We start from the raw sequence: 25,145 nt of genomic DNA on the forward strand, positions 1-25,145 counted from the left end.
GTAAGGAATGAGCAAAAGATTTTGGCGTCAGATTCGTCCTTAAAGGATCTTATTCGTATCCCTACCCCTTTCCTGTCCTATGGTTATTGCTTTAAAAATCTTTGTCTCATGGATTTTGTGGTAGCGGAAAGATTAAGCTCCTTTCGCACGCAGTATGTGTGTATATTCTGCTGCCCCATCTTTTTTCCGGGAAGTACAGACATAAAAAAAGGAGCAACGCCTTGCTCCAACCTTTGTTAACCTTAAATCTAATACTATGAAAAACACATTGCAAAGGTACGGACTTTAGTGAAATCTGCAAATAAAACAACTAAAAAAGTATGTTTTCTAACATGTTTTAAGACTTTTATCCTGTTTGTTAAGGGTAAGAGTCTTTTTTATCTACCCGTATTTCATCTTTTTGCATATAAAACCGTATATTTGCTGCCACTTTTGCAAAAGGATAAAAACGAATGGTTTCAGTAGATAATTTAAAAGTAGAGTTTGGAGTAACACCTCTGTTCGAGGATGTGTCATACGTCATTAATAAGAGAGACCGCATTGCGCTGGTTGGAAAGAACGGGGCTGGTAAATCTACCATGCTTAAAATATTGGCAGGGATACAGGCTCCTACCTCGGGTGTCGTCTCTGTTCCGCGTGATGTGACCATTGGCTATCTGCCTCAAGTCATGATCCTGAGTGACAAGCATACCGTGATGGAAGAGGCTGAGATGGCTTTTGAACATATCTTTGACTTGCAGGCCGGTATTGAGAGAATGAATCAGGAATTGGCGAATAGAACGGATTATGATTCAGACAGCTATCATAAACTGATTGAGAAGTTCACCCATGACAATGAACGTTTTCTGATGATGGGAGGAACCAATTATACGGCTGAGATAGAACGCACATTGATGGGATTAGGATTTAACCGGGAAGATTTTAACCGTCCTACGTCCGAGTTCAGCGGTGGTTGGCGTATGCGTATAGAGTTGGCCAAGTTGTTGTTGCGACGGCCCGATGTGTTGCTGTTGGACGAGCCTACCAATCACTTGGACATAGAAAGTATCCAATGGCTTGAAAACTTTTTGAAGACAAGTGCGGGGGCTGTTGTATTGGTGAGCCACGACCGCGCATTTATTAATAATGTGACTACTCGTACAATTGAAATATCTTGCGGGCATATCTATGATTATAAAGTGGCTTACGATGAGTTTGTGGTATTGCGCAAAGAGCGTCGTGAGCAGCAATTGCGTGCATACGAGAACCAGCAGAAGCAAATTCAGGATACGGAAGATTTCATAGAGCGTTTCCGTTACAAGGCTACCAAGGCTGTACAGGTGCAGAGCCGTATCAAGCAATTGGAAAAAATAGTTCCTATTGAAATTGATGATGAAGACAATTCAGCTTTGCGGTTGAAGTTCCCGCCTGCCATGCGTTCCGGCAATTATCCGGTTATTTGTGACGGAGTGAAGAAAGCATACGGCAGCCATGTCGTTTTCCACGATGTGACTTTGACTATCAATAGAGGTGAGAAGGTGGCTTTTGTCGGAAAGAACGGAGAAGGTAAGTCCACTTTAGTGAAATGTATAATGGACGAAATTCCATACGAAGGTAAACTGACCATCGGACACAACGTACAGATTGGTTATTTTGCTCAGAATCAGGCTCAGATGCTGGATGAAAATCTGAGTGTCTTTGATACGATTGACTATGTGGCAAAAGGGGATATCCGTTTGAAGATTCGTGATATTCTGGGGGCGTTCATGTTTGGAGGCGAGGCTTCAGATAAGAAAGTAAAGGTGCTGTCGGGCGGAGAGCGGAGTCGTCTTGCCATGATAAAACTCTTGTTGGAACCGGTGAATTTCCTGATTCTGGACGAACCTACCAACCATTTGGATATGCGTTCGAAAGATGTATTGAAAGAGGCTATCAAGGAGTTTGACGGAACGGTGATTGTCGTTTCTCATGACCGTGAGTTTCTGGACGGATTGGTGACTAAAGTCTATGAATTCGGAGGAGGGGTGGTAAAAGAACACATCGGCGGTATCTATGATTTCTTGCAGAAAAAGAAAATAGAAAATCTGAACGAGTTGCAGCTCTCGGCTTCTCCTACTGTGTCTGTCGCTAAAAAGGAAGAACCTGAAACGGTCAGTGAGAACAAATTATCCTATGAGGCGCAAAAAGAATTGAATAAGAAGATTCGCAAACTGGAGAAACAAGTTGCGGATTGTGAACAGAAAATAGAAAAGCTGGAAACTGAGATTGGCGGGGTGGAAGCCGATATGGCTACTCCCGAAGGTGCATCGGATATGGCTTTGTATGAAAAGCATCAGAAACTGAAAAAGGAACTGGATCAGACGGTGGAAGAATGGGAGGCCGTTTCTATGGAATTAGAAGAGGTGCAGGGAAATTAAAGTATGTATCATATATATAGAACAAATGAAAGCAAAACATTATTTACCAATGGCTGTATTGGCTCTGGCAGCAGCTGCCGGATGTGACAGTAAAAAGGAAGCCGTCATGACTTCAGGTATAGATTTGACCAATTTGGACACTACGGCTGTTCAAGGAACTGATTTTTATCAGTATGCTTGTGGCGGATGGATGAAGAAACACCCCTTGACCAATGAATATTCCCGTTTCGGCTCATTTGATATGCTTGCCGAGAATAACCGGGAGCAACTGAAAGGACTGATCGTAGAAATTGCTGCCGGACAGAATGCGCAAGGTACAATAGGCCAGAAAATAGGGGATATTTATAATCTGGCCATGGACAGTGTGAAACTGAATGCTGACGGAGTAACTCCTATTCAAGCTGATTTAGAGAAAATTGCTTCCGTGAAGGAGAAATCGGAAATAGTTCCTTTGATGGCGGAACTGGCTCATAGTGGTGTTTTTCCTTACTTCAGTTTCTATGTGGGTGCCGATATCATGGACAGCAAGAGCAATTTGTTCCAACTGTATCAAGGTGGTATCAGTCTGGGTGAAAAGGAATATTATCTGGACAACGATGATGCAACTGTCAATATCCGTAATAAGTATAAGGAACATATTGTAAAGATGTTCCAATTGGCAGGTTTTGATGAGGCTGCCGCCACAAAGAAAATGGAGGCTGTGATGGATATCGAGACTCGTATTGCGAAGGCTTCTTTCAGTGCGGTGGAACAGCGTAACCCTGCGGCCAATTATCATAAAATGTCTTTGGATGAATTGAAGAAGGATATTCCGGGTATTGATTGGGATGCTTTCTTGAATGGCATCGGTGTGAAAGAGGTGGCCGAACTGAGTGTTTCTCAAGTGGAGCCAGTTAAAGAGGTTGAGAAGATTATCAACAGTGTGCCGGTTGAAAATCAGATAGCCTATATGCAATGGAATCTGATAGACAGGGCTGCCGGTTACCTGAGCGATGATTTGGTGGCACAGAACTTTGATTTCTATGGAAAGACATTATCCGGCAAGCAGGCCAACCAGCCTCGATGGAAGCGTGCGGTAAGTACGGTGAATGGAGTACTGGGTGAAGCGGTAGGTCAGATGTATGTGGAAAAATATTTCCCGGCAGCTGCAAAGGAACGTATGGTGCAGTTGGTGAAGAATTTACAGACTGCATTAGGAGAACGTATCCAGAATCTGGAATGGATGGGTGACAGTACGAAGATGAAAGCCATTGAGAAGTTGAACTCATTCTATGTGAAGGTGGGCTATCCTGATAAGTGGAGGGATTATACAGGCTTGAATATTGAAAAAGATTCTTATTGGGCCAATGTGAAGCGTGCTACAGAATTCGAGCTGGACTATATGTTGTCCAAGGCAGGCAAGCCGGTTGACAGAGATGAATGGGGAATGACTCCGCAGACAGTCAATGCCTATTATAATCCGACCACGAACGAGATTTGTTTCCCGGCAGGTATTCTTCAATATCCATTCTTTGACATGAATGCCGATGACGCATTCAATTATGGAGCTATCGGCGTGGTTATCGGTCATGAAATGACTCATGGATTCGATGATCAGGGACGTCAGTTCGACAAAGAGGGTAATTTGAAGGACTGGTGGACAGCTGAAGATGCCAAACATTTTGAAGAACGTGCCCAGGTGATGGTGAATTTCTTTGATAGCATTCAGGTTTTACCAGGGCTCAACGCCAACGGCTCTTTGACTTTGGGGGAGAATATAGCCGATCATGGTGGTTTGCAGGTTTCTTTCCAAGCGTTCAAGAATGCGACAAAAGATGCTCCGCTGGCGGTAGAAGACGGATTTACTCCGGAACAACGCTTCTTCCTGTCTTACGCCGGAGTGTGGGCGGGCAATGTCCGCGATGAGCAGATTCGCTTGCAAACGAAGTCTGACCCGCATTCATTGGGCAGATGGCGTGTGAACGGAGCGCTCCCTCATATAGGTGCATGGTATGATGCTTTTGGTATCAAAGAAGGGGATGCAATGTATCTGGCTCCGGAAAAACGTGTTTCTATCTGGTAAACTCTGTACGTAAAAGATCATAAAAAAGCATGGTAATTGCTGATATCTCGGCATTTACCATGCTTTCTTTTTGGAATTTACATGATAAAAAACTATTTTTGTGCCCGATGAAACGGAGACGATACATAGCGTGGGTATTGATGTGGGTCAGCATTATCATGTTGACAGCATCCGTTTTGCCTCATCATCATCATCGGGAAATTCTTTGCTTGCAGCATGATATGACTATGTGCGACTGTCAATGTCCCTCGCAACATCATCAGCACGATCATTCCGATGAGAGCCATACATGTAACGCCGGGTGCGTGACCAAGTTTAAAAGTGTAACTCCGGACCGGGCTCAAGATAGTGTTTCTCCTGATTATTCGTTTTGTTTGCTGCTATATACGGTGACGGATGTGCTGGTGCTCTCACTACGGTTGACAGAGCACAAAGCATTACCTTGTAATTACTATTTAGAAAAACTGCATTCTACGTGTCTCCCCCACGTAAAGGGCTTGCGCGCCCCTCCTTGTAATGTTCTTGCTTGACAGATAGAAAGCGTCTTTCTATCCGCAGTTTTGTTGTATTTTCTATCCGCTAATTTTGTATTTAATTTAAAAAGTAAGAACAAATTATATCATCATGAAGAAACTTATCTTTATGGGAGTCATGGGATTATTCCTATTAGGCTCTTGCAACAGTAAATCGGGTCATGACCACGAAGGGCATGACCATGGAACGGAAGAATCGCATGACCACGATCATGAAGGTCATGACCACGAGAGTGAAGGTCACGAAGGACATAATCACGGAACGGAAACTGCAGCAGCCGGTCACTCTGATGAAATTATCCTGGCTCCCGAAAAAGCGAAAGCAGCCGGAGTAGAATCGGAAATAATCCAGCTTAAGGCATTTCGTCAGGTGATAACGACCAGCGGACAGGTGCAGGCAGCACAAGGCGATGAAAGCGTAGTCGTTGCCAATGTAGCCGGTGTGGTTTCTTTCCGCCATCCGGTAACGGACGGTATGAGCGTGAGCAAGGGTGCTTCCATCTTGAATATCTCTGCCGAGAACATGCCGGACGGAGACCCTGTAAAACGTGCCCGCATTGCATACGAAACGGCAAAGAAAGAATACGAACGTGCCGCCAAATTGGTAGAAAGCCAGATTATATCGCAGAAGGACTTCAATACCATCAAGGAGAGTTATGAAAACGCGCAATTGGCATACGGGGCTATTTCAAAGAACCAGACCAAGACAGGAGTGTCGGTAACGGCTCCTTTGGGGGGCTATATCAAGAATTGTCTGGTGCAGGAAGGTGACTATGTATCGGTAGGCCAGCCTTTGGTGAGTATCACTCAGAACCGTCGTCTGTTCCTTCGTGCAGATGTTTCCGAGAAATATTATGGTTATCTGCATAGCATCCAGTCGGCAAATTTCAAGACTCCATACGATAATAAGGTATATGAGTTGGGTGAGTTGAAAGGGCGTCTGCTTTCATACGGTAAAGCATCCGGTGGTACTTCTTTCTATGTACCTGTTACTTTCGAATTTGACAATCGGGGAGATGTGATTCCCGGTTCGTATGTGGAGGTGTATCTGCTCTCGTCGGAAATGCCCGATGTGCTGGCCTTGCCTGTTACGGCACTGACCGAAGAACAAGGCTTGTACTTTGTTTATCTGCAACTGGATGAGGAAGGATATAAGAAACAGGAGGTAACTTTGGGAGCGAGCAACGGAAAGGAAGTGCAGATTCTGACCGGTTTGAAAGCCGGTGACCGTGTGGTAACAAAGGGAGCCTATCAGGTGAAATTAGCATCGGCCAGCAATGCGATTCCGGCTCATAGTCATGAACATTAATCAGCCGTCCTATGCTAAATAAGATTATACATTTTTCCCTTCAGAACCGTATATTGGTTCTGGTGGCATCGGTTTTGCTGCTTATCGGCGGTACTTACACGGCTTTTCATACGGAAGTCGATGTGTTCCCCGATTTGAATGCACCGACTGTAGTGATTATGACCGAAGCGAATGGTATGGCTGCCGAGGAGGTGGAACAATTGGTGACCTTCCCTGTAGAAACTGCCGTGAACGGTGCGACTCATGTGCGCCGGGTGCGTTCATCTTCCACCAATGGTTTTTCCGTGGTGTGGGTGGAATTTGAATGGGATACCGATATCTATCTGGCTCGTCAGATTGTCAGTGAGAAATTGTCCTTGGTCAGCGAGGAGCTGCCCGAGAATGTAGGTAAACCTACCATGGGACCTCAGTCCTCTATTTTAGGTGAGTTGCTGATTATCGGTCTGACTTCGGATACTACTTCCATGCTCGATCTTCGTACACTGGCAGACTGGACTATCCGTCCGCGCCTGCTTTCTACGGGAGGTGTGGCACAGGTTGCCGTGCTGGGAGGTGATATCAAGGAATATCAGGTATTGCTTGACCCTGCCCGCATGAAACATTACAATGTTACGTTGGCAGAGGTGATGAACGTTACCCGTAACATGAACCAGAATGCCAATGGCGGAGTGATTTATGAATATGGAAACGAATATATTGTCCGCGGGGTGCTTTCCAGCCACGATGTGGCTCAGTTGTCACGTTCCGTCATCAAGAAGGTGGAAGGAGTGCCCGTTACATTGGAGGATATTGCCGATGTGAGGATTGGTTCGCAGGAACCCAGACTGGGTACTGCTTCGGAGAGGGGAAAACCTGCCGTACTGCTGACCGTTACCAAACAACCCAAGACCGGGACTATTGAACTGACAGAGCAATTGGAGGCTGCATTGAAGGATTTGCAGAAGAATCTTCCGGCTGATGTACACGTTTCTACAGATATTTTCCGTCAGAGCCGTTTTATTGAAAGTTCTATCGGCAATGTGAAGGATTCGTTGTACGAAGGTGCTATTTTCGTGGTGATTGTCCTCTTCTTGTTCCTTGCCAATGTACGTACCACGGTTATTTCATTGGTAACCCTTCCGTTGTCATTGATTGTTTCTATATTGACTCTTCACTATATGGGACTCACCATCAATACCATGAGTTTGGGTGGTATGGCCATTGCCATTGGTTCGTTGGTGGATGATGCTATTGTGGATGTGGAAAATGTATGGAAGCACCTGCGCGAGAACCGCTTGTTGCCCGAAGGGGAACGTAAGAGCGTGATTGAAGTGGTGTTCAATGCTTCGAAGGAAGTGCGTATGCCTATATTGAACTCTACCTTGATTATTGTAGTCAGCTTTGTTCCTTTGTTTTTCCTGACAGGAATGGAAGGGCGTATGTTGGTTCCGTTGGGCATTGCCTTTATTGTGGCGTTGTTTGCTTCTACGGTGGTGGCTTTGACACTCACTCCGGTACTGTGCAGCTATCTGTTGGGCAACAATAAAAGTAAGGCATTGCCGAAAGAGGCATTTATTGCCGTATGGATGAAAAAGCATTATCGCAATGCCTTGTTATGGTCCTTGAATCATAAATCCGCAGTATTGGGCTTTACGGGTGGACTGTTTGCGGTGGCATTGGTTATGTTTTTTACATTAGGACGTAGTTTCCTGCCATCTTTCAATGAAGGTTCGTTCACCATTAATATCAGTTCATTGCCGGGAATCTCTTTGGCAGAATCGGACAAGATGGGACACCGTGCGGAAGAGTTGCTGATGTCTATTCCCGAAATACAGACCGTAGCCCGTAAAACGGGACGTGCCGAACTGGATGAGCATGCATTAGGGGTTAACGTGAGTGAAATTGAGGCCCCGTTTGAATTGAAAGACCGTTCCCGCCAGGAACTGGTAGCCGATGTGCGTGCCAAGTTATCTACCATTACCGGTGCGAATATCGAAATAGGCCAGCCTATCAGCCACCGCATCGATGCCATGCTTTCGGGTACCAAGGCCAACATTGCCATCAAACTGTTTGGTAACGATTTGAACAAGATGTTTGCCATCGGCAATCAGATAAAGGATGCCATCAGCAGTGTGGAGGGTATTGCCGACTTGAATGTGGAACAACAAATCGAACGTCCGCAGCTCAAGATTGTTCCTAAACGCGAGATGCTTGCCAAATTCGGTATTTCCTTACCGGACTTTGCCGAGTTTGTATCAGTAAACATGGCGGGTGAAGTCGTTTCGCAGGTATATGAAGAAGGCAAGGCGTTTAATCTTATTGTCCGTACCAAGGACGAGGTGCGTGATGAGATGGAGAAAGTGCGCAACCTGATGATTGATACCGGTGACGGTCAGAAAATACCTGTCAACTATGTAGCCGATGTGGTTTCTGCCATGGGACCGAATACCATCAGCCGTGAGAACGTGAAGCGTAAGATTGTGATTTCCGCCAATACCAGCGGTCGTGATTTGCGCAGCGTGGTGAATGATATACAGGAACGGATTGATGCGCAAATCAAACTGCCCGAAGGGTATCATGTGGAATATGGCGGTCAGTTTGAAAGTGAGCAGGCGGCCAGCCGTACGCTGATGCTTACTTCCTTTATGAGTATCGTGGTTATCTTTCTGTTGCTTTATACCCAGTTTAAGAATGCGGCCCAAAGTGGAGTCATTCTGTTGAATCTACCTTTGGCGTTGATTGGTGGGGTATTTGCATTGATGATGACAACGGGCGAGATAAGCATTCCGGCTATCATCGGTTTTATCTCGTTGTTTGGTATTGCTACCCGTAATGGTATGTTGTTGATAAGTCATTACAATACGTTGCGCGAAGAAGGCATGGAGTTGAAAGAAAGCATTCTCCACGGTTCGTTGGACCGTTTGAACCCTATCCTGATGACTGCCTTGTCTTCCGCGCTGGCTTTGATACCTTTGGCGTTCCGTGGCGATTTGCCGGGTAATGAGATACAAAGTCCGATGGCGAAAGTTATTCTGGGAGGTCTTCTGACATCGACTTTCCTGAACGCTTTCATCATCCCGATTGTTTATGAACTGATGAACCGAAAGAAGAAATAATAGAAATAATATGAAACGAATCTTAGTTATAATAGCCCTCTGCTCCCCCTTGCTGATGCAGGCCCAAAGCATTGATCACATCTTGAAAAGTATCGAGCAGAACAATAAAGAACTCAAGGCGCAGAAACATGCCGCCGATGCGACCAAGATGGAAAACCGGACAAACAACAACTTGCCTGACCCTACGGTGAGTTACAGTTCTTTCTACAGCAATGCTGCCGAAGGTGGTCACGGTACGGAATTCGTCGCTTCGCAAGGTTTTGATTTCCCTACCCAGTACATCACCCGCAACCGGCAGGCTACATTGCAGAACGAAGCGGTGGACAAGCAACAACAGGCTGCTCGTCGGGATATTCTGCTGAATGCGAAGAATCTCTGTCTGGACCTTATTCTGTTGAATCAGGAAAAGACCTTGATGGATATCCGTATGAAGAACGCCGATGAGTTGCAGGCACTTTATGAAAAACGCCTGAACAACGGTGACGCGAACATACTGGAAGTCAACAAAATCAAGATGGAACGCATGAACGTGCAGACGGAAGTTGCCCAAAACAGCGCAGCCCACCGCACAGCCTTACAGTCTTTGCTTGCCATGAACGGCAATATGCCTTTGGAGTTTGCGGAAACCACCTATCCTTCCATACAGGAAATCAACGATTACAACGTCATGCGGGATGAAGTGATGGCATCGGACCTTGACCTGCAGACCACCGCTGCCGTTGCCCGTGCCGCCGAGAAGCAGGTGTCGGTAGACCGTCAAGGTTGGTTGCCGAAACTGGAAGTCGGTTTCCGCCGTAACACGGATGATGTGGCTTCGATGAATGGCTTTGTGGTAGGCGGCTCCCTGCCTTTGTTTCAAAACCGCAAAAAGGTAAAGATAGCCAAGGCGCAGGCTATCAGCGCACAACTGATGCAGGAAAGTGCCAAGGAGCAGGTTGAGGCTTCTCTGATGTCACTCTTCAATGAGATGCAGCAGTTGAAGGATGCCCTGAATGCATATGATGTCCCTTTGATGTACCGTTCGTTGGACTTGTTGAAGCAGGCATTGACCGAAGGACAGATTTCATTGATTGAATATTTTGTGGAAACGGAAAGTATTTATAAGAACCTCCAGGCGTATATGCAGATAGAGAACCAATACCAGAAGGTGATGGCGAATATCTACAAGAACGGTCTGTAGGAGAGAATGAAAGTGGAATTTTTCAAGGCGGTGACCGGGTGTACTTTATGGTTATTCCGGTCATTGTGAAGAATCTTGGTGAAACGCAGATTGACGCAGGTTGAATGGAGCTTTTGCGTAAATCTGCGTTTCTTTATATGTCATTCCTTTTTTGTCTCCATGGTCGTATAGATGACGTGCGACATCTTTCTGTCTCTTTCTATTTTTCTTTTCATTGAACTTTATTTATCCTTTATAGAAGATACGACACAAGGAATCCATACATAGAAAGTCGATCCTTTTCCAAATTCGGATTCCACCCAAATCCTGCCTCCCATTTGTTCTGCTATCGACTTGCAGATAGGAAGTCCCAGTCCGGTGCCTTGAATGAAAGGGTTCAGCTTTTTGAAACGGTTGAATATGCTCTCCAGATTTTTGGCTTTAATGCCCAAGCCAGTATCTTTCACATATATTTCCAGTCCGTTGTCTTTGCATGCGTATCCCATCTGGATGGTTCCTTTTGAGGTGAACTTAGCGGCATTTGTCACCAGGTTTCCGATAATTTGGATGATACGTTCCCGGTCTGTCCTTACCAAAATGGACGGGAGTGATGGGGTGGTAGTGAATGTGACTTCCGGGCGGAATACTTTTTCTTTCATCTGTGTGTACAAGTCTCTGAAAGCATCGGCGAAGTCGAACTCAGTATTATTGAATTTCACGTTGCCCGAGTTTAGCTCGGAAAGATTCAGCACATCTTCTATGAGGGTCAGTAACAGGTTATTGTTCTGTGTCACAATGCGGTGGTATTCCTTCTGCTCCTCTTTATCCTCTGTTTCGGCAATCAGTTGGGAGAAGCCGATGATGGCGTTCAGCGGTGTTCTTATCTCATGGCTCATGTTCGTGATAAATTGCGATTTCAGTCTGTCTGCCTGCTCGGCTTTTTCCAGCGCCTCTTTTATTTGTTCCATCATCTGGTGTTGCAGGGTGATGTCAACTCCTACGCATATCAGCAGACTTTTGCCTTTGAAACTGAAAGAGAATTTGAACGTTTGCAGATGGGTGTTCACGTCACGGTCAGGTGAAGTGACTATTTCCTGAATAACCATCGGGTCGCTTTCGGTATATAGGGAGGCTTCTATATCGTCTTTTCTGTATTTGTCGGCTTCGCTTTTAGGGAAAACATCGTAATCCGTCTTGCCTATTAATATTTCTTTGGACATATTGCACATCTGTTCGAATTTTTTATTGACAATATAGAAACGGTAATTGTCTTCTATATCCTTTATAAGGATGGCCGATGGAAGCTTGTGGAAGATGGCTTTCATCATCTGATGCGCTGCCTGTTCTATCTCGATGGCATTTTTCAGCCTTGTTTCTTTTTCGACGCTTTGGGTTACATCGTGCGAGATGCATACCAAAAACTTGTTTCCATTGGATGCACTTACATAAGATTTGGTGGTTTTCAGAATGATTTTGTTTTGTCCGGGAAGGTTCACCTCTTCTTGAAAAGAGTAGCTTGTTTTTCCGTAAACGGCTTTCTCGTCATCTTCACGGTACTTCCGGGCGTCATCCGGAGGGAAGATTTCGTAATCGTTCTTTCCGATGATTTCTGCCCTGGAAAGATGTTGTACTTTGCAAAAGTTTTCATTGACCATAAAGTACCGGAAGTCGTTGCCTGCATCTTTGATAAAGATGATAGCGTCCATCTGGTCTATCAGGAACTGCGGAAGACAGCCCGAGGATTGCGGGAATTTTAGTAATTCATTTTCTTTCCTGAGCTGCTCTATCTCTTCTCTCAAACGCTTGTTCTCTTCTGTTAACAGGTCTTGTTTAGTGTTGTACATGGCTTTACTGGATGCTTGATGAGGATGTAAATGTAGCAAATAAAAGTGAGAAATGGAAAGGTTATTAAAAAAAAATGCGTAGCCGTCCTTGTGCAGGTACAAGCTACGCATTTTTATGCGATATACTTTCTTTTTGGAAGGGTTAGCCCTTGCTGTCTTTTATTTAGCCTCAGCCCATTCTTTGGCTCCTTGCTCTTTCAGTTTGGCGGTAAACGCTTTTGCCTTTTCCATGCTTTCTTTTTCGGCCTCGGCACTGGCGTAAGCGTGCTTGTATCCTTTTATCACGTTCCATTCGCCACGGGTAAAATCAGGGAAGGCTACGGCTGCGCAGCCGTTGTCCATGGATATCTGGCCCAATTCAGCCAGACAGCACCATTCCGCCAAGTCATAAACGTCCATATCCAGAGGCAGCCCGTTTTGCAGGCAATATACCAGACGGCTGTCCATGATAAAGTCCATACCACCGTGTCCGCCTACTTCTTTGGCTATCTCACCGTATTTCTTCAAGATGGGGTGCTGGTATTTTTCCACCAGTGCGTCCATTTCCGCTTTAGGAAGGAATCCGTGTGCGTTCAAGTTGTCTATTTTGGGTTGAACACCTGAAGCATTCAGCTGCTTGGCGTCCAAGGCGTATCCTTCTACTGGATATTTGTTGGCGAAACCTTTGCTTCCTGTCAGTTGGTACAAGCGGTTGTAAGGTTGCGGAGTCATGACGTTATGTTGTATTTCAATGACCTTGCCGTTGGCTGTGCGCAGCAAGGTGGTGGTGTGGTCTCCATTACGGAAGTCGTTACACTCTTTGCCGGTTTTTTGTTCAACCAGTTCCTTGCCGATTACCGATTTGGTATCCATGGCAACCAGTGTAGTCACGCGGTCGCCGCGGTGAATATCCATAGCTTGTGCCACCGGGCCGAGGCCGTGAGTAGCATATACGTCACCGCGATGTTTCATGTTATACTCCAGACGCCATCCCAGTTTGTCGTTTTCTCCGTTTTTCCAGTAATGTTCCCAGAACGGGCTTAAATCATGGATATAAGCGCCTTGTGCACGGATTATTTCACCGAAGACTCCTTGTTGCGCCATATTCAACGTATTCATTTCATACCAGTCATAGCAGCAGTTTTCCAAAATCATGCAATGCTTGCGTGTCTTCTCACTGAGGTTTACCAAATCCCAGCATTCCTGGAGGGTCATTGCAGAAGGCACTTCAATGGCTACGTTCTTGCCGTTCTCCATGGCGCATCGGGCTATGGGAAAATGATGCAGCCAGTCTGCCGCGATATATACCAAGTCGATATCATCGCGTTTGCAAAGCTCTTCATACCCTGTCTCACCTGAGTAGATGGCTGCTTTCGGCATGGAGGCTTTCTTTAATATTTCCTGGCAATTCTCTGCGCGTGACGCTTCATAGTCGCATAACGCCACTATTTGTGTGCCGGGAATGTGTGTAAAGCGTGATACGGCGCCGGGACCTCGCATGCCCAGGCCGACAAATCCTACGCGTACTACTTCCATTTTCGGAGTGGTGAGTCCTAAAACACTTTTTTGTCCTGCAGGACGTTCCGGAGTGTCAATGACGATGGTTCCTTTTTCCCATTTCCATGCATCCCCTGCAGTGGTAATCTGATTGTTGGCTTCTGTGTTCGCTGTTTGTGGTGAACATGCACATAAAGTAGTGCCCATACACACACTGATCAGCAGTGATTTAAAAATTTTCATACTTGGTGATTTAAAAGTTATAATTAAAATAATGGTTGTCTGCCTACTGCGGGGAAATAGCGGGAATATGTATTTTCCGACAGTGAAAAAATAGTTTTTATCATAGGCGTTTTTATGGGTTTTTATCTTTAATATATTGGCTTTATTAAGAATTTTATCTTAACTAGCGCCCAAAGGTACGATTTTTTTTGAAAATATCCGTTTGTTTTTAAAGTAAAACCGAAAAATGAATGTGATGAGTGGTTTCTGGGATAAGCCGGAAAAAGAGAATTTGCATTTTATTTGTTCCAAATGATGACCAAGTAAGGAGAATTGGCGGGATTTTTTTTAATTTTGCACCTGCAACTAATTAATAGATAAGAAAATGCCGTTAAATTTACCCGATAAATTACCTGCCATTGAATTGCTGAAGGAAGAAAATATCTTCGTCATAGACAATTCGCGTGCCAGTACACAGGATATCCGTCCGTTAAAAATAGTGATATTGAATTTGATGCCGTTGAAGATAACAACAGAGACGGATCTGGTGCGTTTGCTTTCCAACACCCCCTTGCAGTTGGAAATATCATTTATGAAGTTGAAAAGCCATACATCGAAAAATACACCGGTAGAACACATGAAAGCATTCTACCGTGACTTCGACTTGATGCGTGACGAGAAATATGACGGAATGATTATTACGGGGGCTCCGGTAGAACAGATGCCATACGAAGATGTGAATTATTGGGATGAGATTACGACTATTTTTGATTGGGCGCGTACTCATGTTACCTCGACTCTTTATATTTGTTGGGCGGCCCAGGCCGGACTTTATCATTTCTATGGAGTTCCCAAATATCCGCTGGAACAAAAAATGTTTGGTATTTTTCGTCATCATATCAATGTGCAGGGCTTGCCTATATTCCGTGGATTTGATGATGAATTCTTTGTGCCGCACAGTCGTCACACCGAGATACGTCGTGAGGACATTTTGAAAGTGAAGGACTTGAGCTTGATAGCCGAATCTGATGAGTCCGGCGTTTATATGGCTATGGCGCGTAACGGGCGTGAGTTCTTTATTACCGGACATTCGGAGTATTCACCCTATACGCTTGATACGGAATATAAGCGGGATTTGGGAAAAGGATTGCCTATTCAGAAGCCTGTAAATTATTATAAGGATGATAATCCGGATAATGCTCCGGTGGTGCGCTGGCGCGGACATGCCAACTTGTTGTTTTCCAACTGGCTGAATTATTATGTATATCAAGAAACCCCGTTTGATATAAACGAAATACGATGATCAGACAACGAAAAATAGAATTATTGGCTCCCGCCAGAAATCTGGAGTGCGGCATCGCAGCTGTTGACCACGGTGCCGATGCCGTTTATATGGGTGCGCCCCGTTTTGGCGCACGCGCGGCTGCGGGAAATTCATTGGAGGATATTGCTGAGCTGGTGCGGTACGCCCATGTATATAATGTCCGTATCTATGTGACGGTGAACACTATTCTGAAGGATGAGGAACTGAAAGAGACGGAAGAAATGATCTGGGATTTATACCGTGTCGGAGTGGATGCCTTGATAGTACAGGATATGGGATTGTTGGAATTGAATCTGCCTCCTATACCGTTACACGCCAGCACGCAGATGGATAATCGTACTCCTCAAAAAGTGAAATTTCTGGCTGAGGCGGGTTTCCGTCAGGTGGTATTGGCTCGTGAACTCTCTCTTGTTGAAATAGGAAACATCCATCATGTTTGTCCTGAAGTACCCTTGGAGATATTTGTACATGGTGCTTTGTGTGTAAGCTATAGCGGACAGTGTTATGTCAGTCAGGCTTGTTTCGGGCGTAGCGCCAACCGGGGGGAGTGTGCCCAGTTCTGCCGTCTTGCTTTCGATATGGAAGATGCGGGTGGTAAATCCATAGTAAGGAATAAGCATTTGTTGTCTCTGAAAGATTTGAACCAGAGTGAGGAGTTGGAACAATTGTTGGATGCCGGAGTTTCTTCTCTGAAAATAGAGGGGCGTTTGAAGGATGTGTCTTACGTTAAAAATGTAACAGCTTATTATCGTCAGAAGCTGGATGCTGTTTTTAAACGCCGTAAGGAGTATATTCGTGCATCATCCGGAAAAGTGAGATTGGAGTTCAAACCTCAGTTGGACAAGAGTTTCAGCCGTGGCTTTACTCATTATTTTCTCTTTGACCGGAATAAGGATATTTTTTCTTTCGATACTCCCAAGTCTTTGGGGGAGGAGATGGGGACGGTGAAGGAAATTCGTGGCAATTATCTGACTGTAGCCGGAGTCAAGTCCTTTAATAATGGAGATGGTGTCTGTTTTTTGGATGAGACCGGTAAGTTGCAAGGATTTCGCATAAACCGGGTGGAGAATAATAAATTATTTCCTCAGGAGATGCCTCGGATAAAGCCTCGTACACTACTTTATCGTAATTTTGATCAGGAATTTGAGAGATTGATGTCGCGTAAATCCGCCGAAAGGAAAATTGCGGTCGTCTTAAAATTGGCTGAGAATAATTTCGGCTTTACCCTGACCCTGTCCGATGAAGATGCCAACAGTGTCAGTGTGGTGCTGGAAAGGGAGAAGGAACGTGCCCGTACTCCGCAGGAAGACAATCTGCGCACACAACTTGGCAAGTTGGGAAATACCCCTTTTGAGGCTTTGGACATAGTGATTGACTGGTCGGACAATTGGTTTATTCCGGCCTCTATGCTTGCCGAACTTCGTCGTAAGGGAATAGAGAAGCTGTTGGAAGTGCGGCGCATTAACTATCGGCGGGAGATTTGCAAGTTGCCCCAAACGCATCATGCTTATCCTGTGAATGAATTGACTTATCTGGGAAATGTGATGAATGCCGATGCTGTTTCATTCTATAGGAATCATGGCGTGCAGCGTATTGCTCCGGCTTATGAAAAAGCTCCGGTAGAAGATGCAGTACTGATGTTCTGCAAGCATTGTCTGCGTTATAGCATGGGATGGTGTCCCACTTGGCATAAAGTGCGTTCTCCTTATAAGGAACCTTATTATCTGGTCGGTTCGGATGGCAGACGTTTTCGTTTAGGATTTGATTGTAAAAATTGTCAGATGAAAGTATATGCTGAAAAGTAAGTACATCGGGTTGCTGTTTTTTGTATTGGCTGTTTTGATGGCTTGCCAATATCCTTCGCTTGTTACTTCGGGCGAGGATATGCCACCAAAGACAAAGGATTCTGTCAATTGTTTGATGGAGCGGCATTATACATTAAACAGTAATTTTGAAGTTACTTCTGATTCGCTAATGCTACAGCAACTGCCATTGGTGGATGTGCTTCCTGTTTTTAAGGGAGAAAGACTGGTGGTGGCGGAATTTATGGTACAGCCGGCTGACAGTGTGGACTCCGTATGGGTGAAGGTGGCACGGGACCAGGAAACCATGGGATGGGTGCATGAAAAGGAATTATTGAAAAAAGTAGTTCCTGTGGATCCGGTGTCACAATTCATTCATTTTTTCAGTAATTCCCATACCATAGCTTTTTTGATGATATTAGGGCTTTTCGGCATTTGGTATATCCATAGGGCTGTTCGTCGTCAGAAACTGCAACTTATCTGGTTGAATGATATTGATAGTATTTTTCCTACTATTCTTTTGTGGCTGGTAGCTACCGCAGCTACACTTTATGCCAGTATCCAGCATTTTGTTCCGGGGACTTGGGAGCAATTTTATTATAATCCTTCTTTGAATCCTTTTAGTATGCCCTTTATTCTTTCTCTTTTCATGCTCAATGTCTGGGGGATTATTCTTGTAGGGCTGGCTACTTTAGATGATTTGTTTCATCAGACACATGCTGAGACAGCGCTTTTTTATTTGTTGGGATTGATGTCCTGCTGTATCTTTTTATACTTATTCTTCACATTTACAACATATTACTATTTGGGATATCCATGCTTGCTGGTATATGCCGTATGGTCATTTAATCGTATAAAGCACGCTTCGCTATATAAATTCAGTTGTGGAAATTGCGGAGCGAAGATGAAGAATAAAGGGGTATGTTCTCACTGCGGTGCTGTCAATGAATAGTCCTGTTGTTTGATTCTTTTAACAAAATTCCACGCAGTTTCCTTTTGTAAACTGCATTTCCCCTATGTGTATACATTAAAAACGAGTTGCTCTGTTTCAGGAGTTATAAGCTCCATTGGGAGTGATAATAAAGTGCTTGTGTAGCAAGATAAAGAATAAATCTGGTTTGGTAAATGTGGAAACAGGAAGGGGCTGTCGTTTTGGGAACAGTCCCTTTTTTTGTTGTGCCTGTTTGCGAAATATGATCTCTACTATTGCTCATTTGCTAATTATAGATTACTTTTGCCCATAACCTAAAAATAATACTTCAATGGATACATTATTACCATTTGCATTACTATGCTTTACCTCTTTTTTCACATTAACCAACCCATTGGGCACCATGCCTGTATTTTTAACCATGACTAAAGGTATGGATGATGAAGAACGGCGTCATATTGTGAAACGGGCTACGATCATCTCTTTTGTAACACTTTTGGCTTTTACGTTCTCCGGGCAATTCTTATTCAAATTCTTTGGAATATCGACCAATGGTTTTCGTATTGCTGCCGGTTTTATTATTTTGAAAATTGGTTATGATATGCTGCAGGCACGTTTTACCAATACGAAGTTGAAAGACGAAGAAATTAAAACGTATGCCAATGATATTTCGATTACCCCGTTATCTATTCCTATGCTTTGCGGTCCCGGTGCCATTGCTAACGGAATTATGCTGATGGATGATGCCAATACTTGGACCATGAAGGGAATTTTGATTGGAATGATTGGTTTGATTTATTTTATCACTTATCTTATATTGCGGGCTTCTACCCGGCTGGTTTCTATTCTTGGCGAGACTGGAAATAATGTAATGATGCGCTTGATGGGACTTATTTTGATGGTAATAGCCGTAGAGTGTTTCGTTAGCGGGCTCCGTCCGATATTGATTGACATTATCCAATCGAGCAGGATTTAATCAAAAAAGAGAATGTGCTCAAGGTGGAAATATGATTATTTAATTCACTTTGAGCACATTGGGGGAATTGGTATGGATTTTGTCAGTCAAACTCGACTAATATGCGGAATACCTTTCCGGGAGCTGCCGCCCATTCTTCCATAGCCTGTCGTGCAGTCTCGGGTTTGGTTACTTTGCTGATCAATTCATCCTTTGGGCAAGTTCCCTGTTCCATGTAGCGGATAACTGCTCTGAAATCTGCGGGCAGTGCATTACGCGATCCGCGGATATCAAGTTCTTTTTGGACAAAATATTTAGTTTGAAAAGAAACTTCTGATTTTGCATAACCTATACATACGACTCTTCCGGTAAATCCGACCTCATTGACGGCCATGACATAGGTTGCAGGACTGCCTACTGCTTCAATGACTACATCTGGGCCGAATCCTTCCGTAATCTTAGTCAAGCGTTCGTGCACATTTTCTGTCATGGAATTGATGGTGTGGTGTGCGCCTACCCGTTTGGCAAGTTCCAATTTCTCGTCATCCAGATCTACGGCGATAACGGTAGCTCCGCGAAGAGCTGAACGTACAATAGCTCCCATACCGATCATTCCACAACCAATGACCATCACTATGTCAATATCTGTAACCTGTGCTCGGGAAACAGCATGAAAGCCTACGCTCATCGGTTCGATCAGCGTGCAGTCACGAGGAGGAATTTGACTGGCCGGGATTATTTTGCTCCAAGGCAATGCGATATATTCACACATGGCACCATTGCGTTGAACCCCCAATGTTTCGTTATGTTCGCATGCATTCACTTTACTGTTACGGCATGAAGCGCATTTTCCGCAATTGGTATAAGGGTTGACAGTGACGCTCATGCCGGGTTTTAATGATTCCGGAACATCCTCACCTATAGCTTCAATAACGCCTCCCACTTCGTGCCCCGGAATAACCGGCAGATTAACCATCGGATTACGTCCTAAAAATGTATTCAAGTCCGATCCGCAAAAGCCGACATACTTAATTTTTACTAGAACTTCTCCCGGTTTCAATTCCGGTTTTTCAATGTCTACTACCTTCATTTCGGAAGGAGCGGTAATTTGAATTGCTTTCATTTTCTATTTGTTTTTAAGTGATAAGTGTCAGTTGGTTATTCTGACATATTTTTAATATAAGGAAGAGATACGAGATTTTTGAAACCATAAAATCTTTCAGCGTTTTTACCTAAAAAAAGAGCTTTCTCCTCTTGTGTCATTTCTGTCGTTTTAAGGATGAAATCGTAAGACATCTTGTAAGTAATGGCCGTAATGGTCCGCGGGTAATCCGATCCCCACATTAGTTTGTCTATACCTACCAGATCTGTTGCTTCTTTGATAGCCTTCACCGCTCCGGCAAATGGGTAGAATTCACTGTTGAACAACCAAGTGATACCTCCCGATTCTATCATGACATGGGTATGCCGGGCCAATTTAATTTGTTCCTGCCAATGAGGGGTTGTGACCATACCGAAATGTCCGATAGCGATTTTTAGTTGCGGACATTCCTGGATAATTTCTTTCATCTCCTGCACTTGCGTGTCTCCATCGGCCAGATCAATGGAAAGGATAATGCCTTTATCTTCCATGTAATGGAACATTTCCATCATTTCGTCACAGTTCAGCATGATTCTTCCTTCTTTTAGGAAAAGGCGGTGTGCCGGGATTTTTATTGCTTTGAAACCAGAATTTATCAATTCCTTGGCCTGTTGCAGATAACCGGGCTTACGAAACTCGCACATTCCGCATACAAAGAAACGGTCCGGGTACTTATTGATCACTTCTGTGAGGTATTCATTCTGGATGCCATCAATAAATTCTTGAGTGACTACGGCAGCCGATACTTGTGCATAGTCCATGTTTGAGAGAAAAACCTCAGCGCTATTCCGTCCGTCAATCATAAAAGGCGGAACCATCTGACGTTCTTCTCCCATGAATAACGATCGTCCGTTGGTTAATGTGCGGATAGGCAAGTCATTGACCTCCGTGTCTTGCCGTAACCAAAGATGGGAATGTGCGTCTATTATGTTAAAATCCATCATTATTCTCCTTTTTGTTATGAATTAGCCCAACTGACACGCATTTGTTCTCCGATAATTTCTTGCACTTCCTTTACCAGATTCCAGTCGATGGGTTCTTCGGCGTATGCTATATTTTTCAATACATTATCCGGATTGGCCGAACTGAACAATGTAGTGGCGATGCGTGGATTGCTGACAGAATATTGAATGGCCAGTTTCTCTATCGGGTAGTTTTTAGACTGACAATGTTGAACGGCTTTCCGGCAAGCTTCTACCAATGCTTGGGGAGCCGGATGCCACGCAGGAACTCCACGCAGGGAAAGCAATCCCATTGAAAGGGGGGAAGCATTGATGATACCGATATTCTTTGATTCAAAGTAATCCAGATAATCAGCCAGTTTCTCGTCATTCAGACAATAATGGCAGAAGTTGAGTACACTTTCCACTGTTCCGGACTCCGAGTGGTCAATGACCCATTTCAAGTTTTCCAACTGCAAATCTGTGATACCTACATGTCCCACAACACCTTTCTTCTTAAGTTCTGCCAGTGCAGGTAAAGTCTCGTTGACTACTTGATTCATGTCTGAAAACTCCACATCGTGTACATTAATCAGATCGATGTATTCAATGTGGAGTCTTTCCAAACTTTCATAAACGCTTTCCGTAGCACGTTTTCCGGAATAATCCCATGTGTTGACTCCATCTTTTCCATAGCGTCCCACTTTAGTAGAGAGGTAATATTTGTCACGTGGTATTTCTTTCAAAGCTTTTCCCAATACGGTTTCTGCCTTATAGTGTCCGTAGTAGGGAGATACATCAATAAAATTCATTCCATGCTCTACTGCTGTGTAAACAGCTTTGATACCCTCTGCTTCGCGGATATCATGAAAGACTCCTCCTAATGAAGATGCGCCGAAACTAAGATTGGAAACCCGCATACCGGTTTTCCCGATTTCATTGTAATTCATTGCTCTATTTATTTTTAGATTTATTTCCGGCATCAAAAATAGAGGAATAACCTTTAGAAATGTGGTGGCAAGGAGTGAAAAAAGTACGTAAACCTTTGCGTAAAGGTGTGCACGCTTTTGGCAGATACCCGTGGCACAAAAATTTCAATGTGTCTAACTGATGTAAGTTTCGAGTGGGTTCTAAAAATGGGAATCACATAGCTTAAGGAAAGGGTTTCATTGCAAGTTGGATTCAGAAGGAAACCTACGGCAAATATCCGGTCTGACGAACAGAAACTTTATAATAAGGCATTTGATCGTGGATAAAACCGCAACACAAATCGAAGTCCTATAGCTAATTGGAACAATTGGTATAAATGAAGCTGGCATAAGATGTAAAGACAATGTCCTTTCCAAGTATTTGTGTAGGAGGCTGTAATGCCGGGGAAATATACATCTTTCTGCCGGTTTTTTATGTAAAGTTAACACATTTAGGTGGCTGCAGAAACATCTTTCCCCCGTTTTGAACCATTCTACCTCCTGTTTTTTTCGGTTTAGGGATAATTTTGCAGACAGGAAGCAGATAGTGCTTTCATTTATTAATCTGATACCAATTTTTAGTTTATGAAGAAATTTTTCATCATGCTGGTCATGTTGTTTGCCATGTGTTTTACTCCGGCAACGTATGCTCAGCAGCTGGGAACTTTTGAGGCGGGAAAGGGCTCTTTCCTGCTCAATGGACGGCCTTTTGTAGTGAAAGCTGCCGAGTTGCATTATCCGCGTATTCCTCGCCCCTATTGGGACCACCGCATCAAGCTCTGCAAGGCATTGGGCATGAATACCGTTTGCTTGTACGTGTTCTGGAATGCGCATGAGCCACAGCCCGGGCAGTTCGATTTTGAAGGCCAGAACGACTTGGCTGCCTTCTGCCGCCTTTGCCAGGACAACGGTATGTACGTCATTCTGCGTCCGGGCCCTTATGTGTGTGCCGAGTGGGAGATGGGTGGTCTGCCTTGGTGGTTGTTGAAGAAGAAGAATATCCGCCTGCGTGAGTCAGATCCCTACTTTCTGGAGCGTGTACGCCTCTTTGAGGAGACCGTGGCTCGCCAGGTGGGCGATCTTATCATCCGGAAGGGAGGTCCCATTATCATGGTACAGGTGGAAAATGAATACGGTTCTTATGGCGAGAGCAAGGAGTATGTGGCTAAGATACGCGACATGGTGCGTGCTGCCTATGGCGATGTGACTCTGTTTCAGTGTGACTGGGCTTCCAACTTCACCAAGAATGGATTGGATGATTTGGTGTGGACTATGAATTTCGGAACAGGAGCCGACATTGACCAGCAGTTTGCCCGACTCAAAGAACTCCGTCCGGACAGTCCGCTGATGTGTTCCGAATTCTGGAGTGGCTGGTTCGACAAGTGGGGGCCAATCACGAGACCCGTCCTGCCACTGACATGATAGCTGGTATTACGAAATGCTTTCCAAAGGCATTTCCTTTAGTCTGTATATGACGCACGGAGGCACTAACTGGGGGCACTGGGCCGGCGCCAACTCACCCGGTTTTGCTCCCGACGTTACGTCTTACGACTATGATGCTCCTATCAGCGAGTCCGAACAGACCACTCCTAAATATTGGGAACTACGCAAGACGCTGGCTAAATACATGGGCGAACAGAAACAGGCCAAGGTACCTGCATTAATCAAACCTATTCGCATCAGATCCTTTCAATTTACCGAAGTGGCTCCCTTGTTCAGCAATCTGCCTGCAGCCAAGTGCGATGAGCATATCCGCACCATGGAAGACTACGACCAAGGTTTTGGCAGCATACTTTATCGCACTGCGCTTCCTGCCGTTCCGGATGGTGCTTTGCTCACCGTGAACGAGGCTCACGACTATGCACAAGTGTTTGTAGACGGACGCTATATCGGCAAACTAGACCGCTGCAACGGAGAGAAGCAGATCACTTTGCCGTCTTGTCATCAGGGGACCCGTCTGGATATTCTGGTGGAAGCCATGGGGCGTATCAATTTCGGACGTTCCATTAAAGATTACAAAGGTATTACCGACCGTGTGGAACTGACTGTGCAGATGGGTGACCATCCCTTTGTATGCAATCTCAAAAACTGGGAAGTGTTCAATCTGGCAGATACCTACGACTTCTATAAAGATATGGAATTTAAGCCTATACGCTCGCTTACTGACGAACATGGACAGCGTATTCCAGGTTGCTATCGTGCCACTTTCGAAGTGAAGAAGCCGGGTGATACTTTTGTGAACTTCGAGACTTGGGGAAAGGGGCTGGTATATGTCAACGGACGCGGATTAGGACGTATCTGGGAAATAGGACCTCAACAAACGCTCTATGTGCCCGGATGCTGGCTGGAAAAAGGGATTAATGAGGTGCTGGTGTTCGACATTGTGGGGCCCAGAGAAACTCGGTCTGAGGGACTGGACCGTCCGTTGCTGGAGCAGTTGCAGATGAGCAAGCCACTGATGCACCGTAACGAGAATGAGAACCTGCAACTTGCCACCGAGAAGCCAGTACTTGCAGGCAGCTTCTGTTCCGGAAACGGTTGGCAGGAAGTGAAGTTCGACTCTCCGGTGAACGGACGCTATTTCTGCCTGGAAGCCCTCAATGCCCACGACGGAAGCCGACTGGCCTGCATTGCAGAGATGTATGCGCTTGACGGACAAGGCAACCGCTTGTCTAGAGAACTGTGGACAGTGAAGTATGCTGACAGCGAAGACGTGGCTTACGTGAACCGCTCTGCCGACAAGTTTTTCGACCTTCAAGAATCTACCTATTGGAGTACCCGGTCCGAAGATGCATATCCACATACTGTAGTTATCGACCTAGGAACCGAATGCACTTTAGGAGGGATACAATACCTGCCCCGTATGGAGAGCGAAATTCCTGGAGGTATCAAATTTTTCAAAGTATATGTGCGGAAAGACAATTTCCGTTATTGAAAATTTTCAGGTGTATAGGGCATAGCAAGGTCCGAGGATACGTTTATCTGTG

15 protein-coding genes and 1 pseudogene are annotated in these 25,145 nt (G+C 44.8%); 11 read left to right on the forward strand and 5 right to left on the reverse strand.

All coding sequences use genetic code 11. The features are described 5' to 3' along the window. Positions 1 to 452: 452 nt before the first annotated feature. The 6 genes from ACYQ0C_RS03945 to ACYQ0C_RS03970 all read left to right on the forward strand — a co-directional run bounded on the left by ACYQ0C_RS03945 (position 453) and on the right by ACYQ0C_RS03970 (position 10,575). Complete coding sequence (locus ACYQ0C_RS03945) at positions 453 to 2,396, forward strand: ABC-F family ATP-binding cassette domain-containing protein (RefSeq protein WP_016277033.1); 1,944 nt, start codon at positions 453 to 455, stop codon at positions 2,394 to 2,396. A gap of 25 nt (positions 2,397 to 2,421) precedes the next feature. Next, positions 2,422 to 4,458: a M13 family metallopeptidase gene (locus ACYQ0C_RS03950; RefSeq protein WP_025018678.1), complete on the forward strand. Its 2,037-nt coding sequence runs from the start codon at positions 2,422 to 2,424 to the stop codon at positions 4,456 to 4,458. Positions 4,459 to 4,487: 29 nt separating this feature from the next. Further along, the gene (locus ACYQ0C_RS03955; RefSeq protein ID WP_016277035.1) at positions 4,488 to 4,988 is read left to right on the forward strand and encodes a DUF6769 family protein; all 501 of its coding nucleotides are present in this window, start codon (positions 4,488 to 4,490) and stop codon (positions 4,986 to 4,988) included. Positions 4,989 to 5,082: 94 nt separating this feature from the next. Beyond that, the gene (locus tag ACYQ0C_RS03960) at positions 5,083 to 6,300 is read left to right on the forward strand and encodes an efflux RND transporter periplasmic adaptor subunit (protein ID WP_016277036.1); all 1,218 of its coding nucleotides are present in this window, start codon (positions 5,083 to 5,085) and stop codon (positions 6,298 to 6,300) included. 11 nt (positions 6,301 to 6,311) lie between these two features. Next, positions 6,312 to 9,395, forward strand: coding sequence for an efflux RND transporter permease subunit (locus tag ACYQ0C_RS03965; RefSeq protein ID WP_016277037.1), 3,084 nt, complete (start codon positions 6,312 to 6,314; stop codon positions 9,393 to 9,395). Between the two features lie 10 nt (positions 9,396 to 9,405). After that, complete coding sequence (locus tag ACYQ0C_RS03970; protein ID WP_016277038.1) at positions 9,406 to 10,575, forward strand: TolC family protein; 1,170 nt, start codon at positions 9,406 to 9,408, stop codon at positions 10,573 to 10,575. 221 nt (positions 10,576 to 10,796) lie between these two features. Here the strand turns inward: ACYQ0C_RS03970 and ACYQ0C_RS03975 are convergent, their stop codons facing one another. After that, the gene (locus ACYQ0C_RS03975) at positions 10,797 to 12,398 is read right to left on the reverse strand and encodes an ATP-binding protein (RefSeq protein ID WP_025076751.1); all 1,602 of its coding nucleotides are present in this window, start codon (positions 12,396 to 12,398) and stop codon (positions 10,797 to 10,799) included. Positions 12,399 to 12,557: 159 nt separating this feature from the next. Beyond that, on the reverse strand, positions 12,558 to 14,117 hold the full coding sequence (locus ACYQ0C_RS03980) for a Gfo/Idh/MocA family protein (protein ID WP_025076752.1): 1,560 nt from the start codon (positions 14,115 to 14,117) through the stop codon (positions 12,558 to 12,560). Positions 14,118 to 14,481: 364 nt separating this feature from the next. Here ACYQ0C_RS03980 and metA point away from each other — a divergent pair, with 364 nt between their 5' ends. The 4 genes from metA (at position 14,482) to ACYQ0C_RS04000 (ending at position 19,129) form a co-directional block, all read left to right on the forward strand. Continuing rightward, the gene (metA, locus tag ACYQ0C_RS03985) at positions 14,482 to 15,399 is read left to right on the forward strand and encodes a homoserine O-acetyltransferase MetA (RefSeq protein ID WP_016277041.1); all 918 of its coding nucleotides are present in this window, start codon (positions 14,482 to 14,484) and stop codon (positions 15,397 to 15,399) included. After that, the gene (locus ACYQ0C_RS03990) at positions 15,396 to 17,225 is read left to right on the forward strand and encodes a peptidase U32 family protein (protein WP_016277042.1); all 1,830 of its coding nucleotides are present in this window, start codon (positions 15,396 to 15,398) and stop codon (positions 17,223 to 17,225) included. Before metA ends, ACYQ0C_RS03990 begins: the two co-directional genes overlap by 4 nt. Then, positions 17,212 to 18,174 carry a hypothetical protein gene (locus ACYQ0C_RS03995; protein ID WP_016277043.1) on the forward strand — a complete coding sequence of 321 codons (963 nt, stop codon included), beginning with the start codon at positions 17,212 to 17,214 and terminating at the stop codon, positions 18,172 to 18,174. Before ACYQ0C_RS03990 ends, ACYQ0C_RS03995 begins: the two co-directional genes overlap by 14 nt. 310 nt (positions 18,175 to 18,484) lie before the next feature. Beyond that, a complete protein-coding gene (locus ACYQ0C_RS04000) occupies positions 18,485 to 19,129 on the forward strand; it encodes a MarC family protein (RefSeq protein ID WP_016277044.1) in 645 nt (214 codons plus the stop codon). Positions 19,130 to 19,211: 82 nt separating this feature from the next. Here ACYQ0C_RS04000 and ACYQ0C_RS04005 read toward each other — a convergent pair whose 3' ends face one another. The 3 genes from ACYQ0C_RS04005 to ACYQ0C_RS04015 are packed head-to-tail and all read right to left on the reverse strand — an operon-like array spanning position 19,212 to position 22,140. After that, positions 19,212 to 20,231, reverse strand: coding sequence for a zinc-binding alcohol dehydrogenase family protein (locus tag ACYQ0C_RS04005; protein WP_016277045.1), 1,020 nt, complete (start codon positions 20,229 to 20,231; stop codon positions 19,212 to 19,214). Between the two features lie 35 nt (positions 20,232 to 20,266). Further along, positions 20,267 to 21,190: an amidohydrolase family protein gene (locus tag ACYQ0C_RS04010; protein ID WP_016277046.1), complete on the reverse strand. Its 924-nt coding sequence runs from the start codon at positions 21,188 to 21,190 to the stop codon at positions 20,267 to 20,269. Between the two features lie 17 nt (positions 21,191 to 21,207). Then, the gene (locus tag ACYQ0C_RS04015; protein ID WP_016277047.1) at positions 21,208 to 22,140 is read right to left on the reverse strand and encodes an aldo/keto reductase; all 933 of its coding nucleotides are present in this window, start codon (positions 22,138 to 22,140) and stop codon (positions 21,208 to 21,210) included. Between the two features lie 603 nt (positions 22,141 to 22,743). Here ACYQ0C_RS04015 and ACYQ0C_RS04020 point away from each other — a divergent pair. After that, positions 22,744 to 25,093, forward strand: a pseudogene (locus ACYQ0C_RS04020) (beta-galactosidase). The last annotated feature ends 52 nt before the right edge of the window (positions 25,094 to 25,145 follow it).

Source organism: Phocaeicola sartorii JCM 17136 = DSM 21941 (assembly GCF_054653615.1).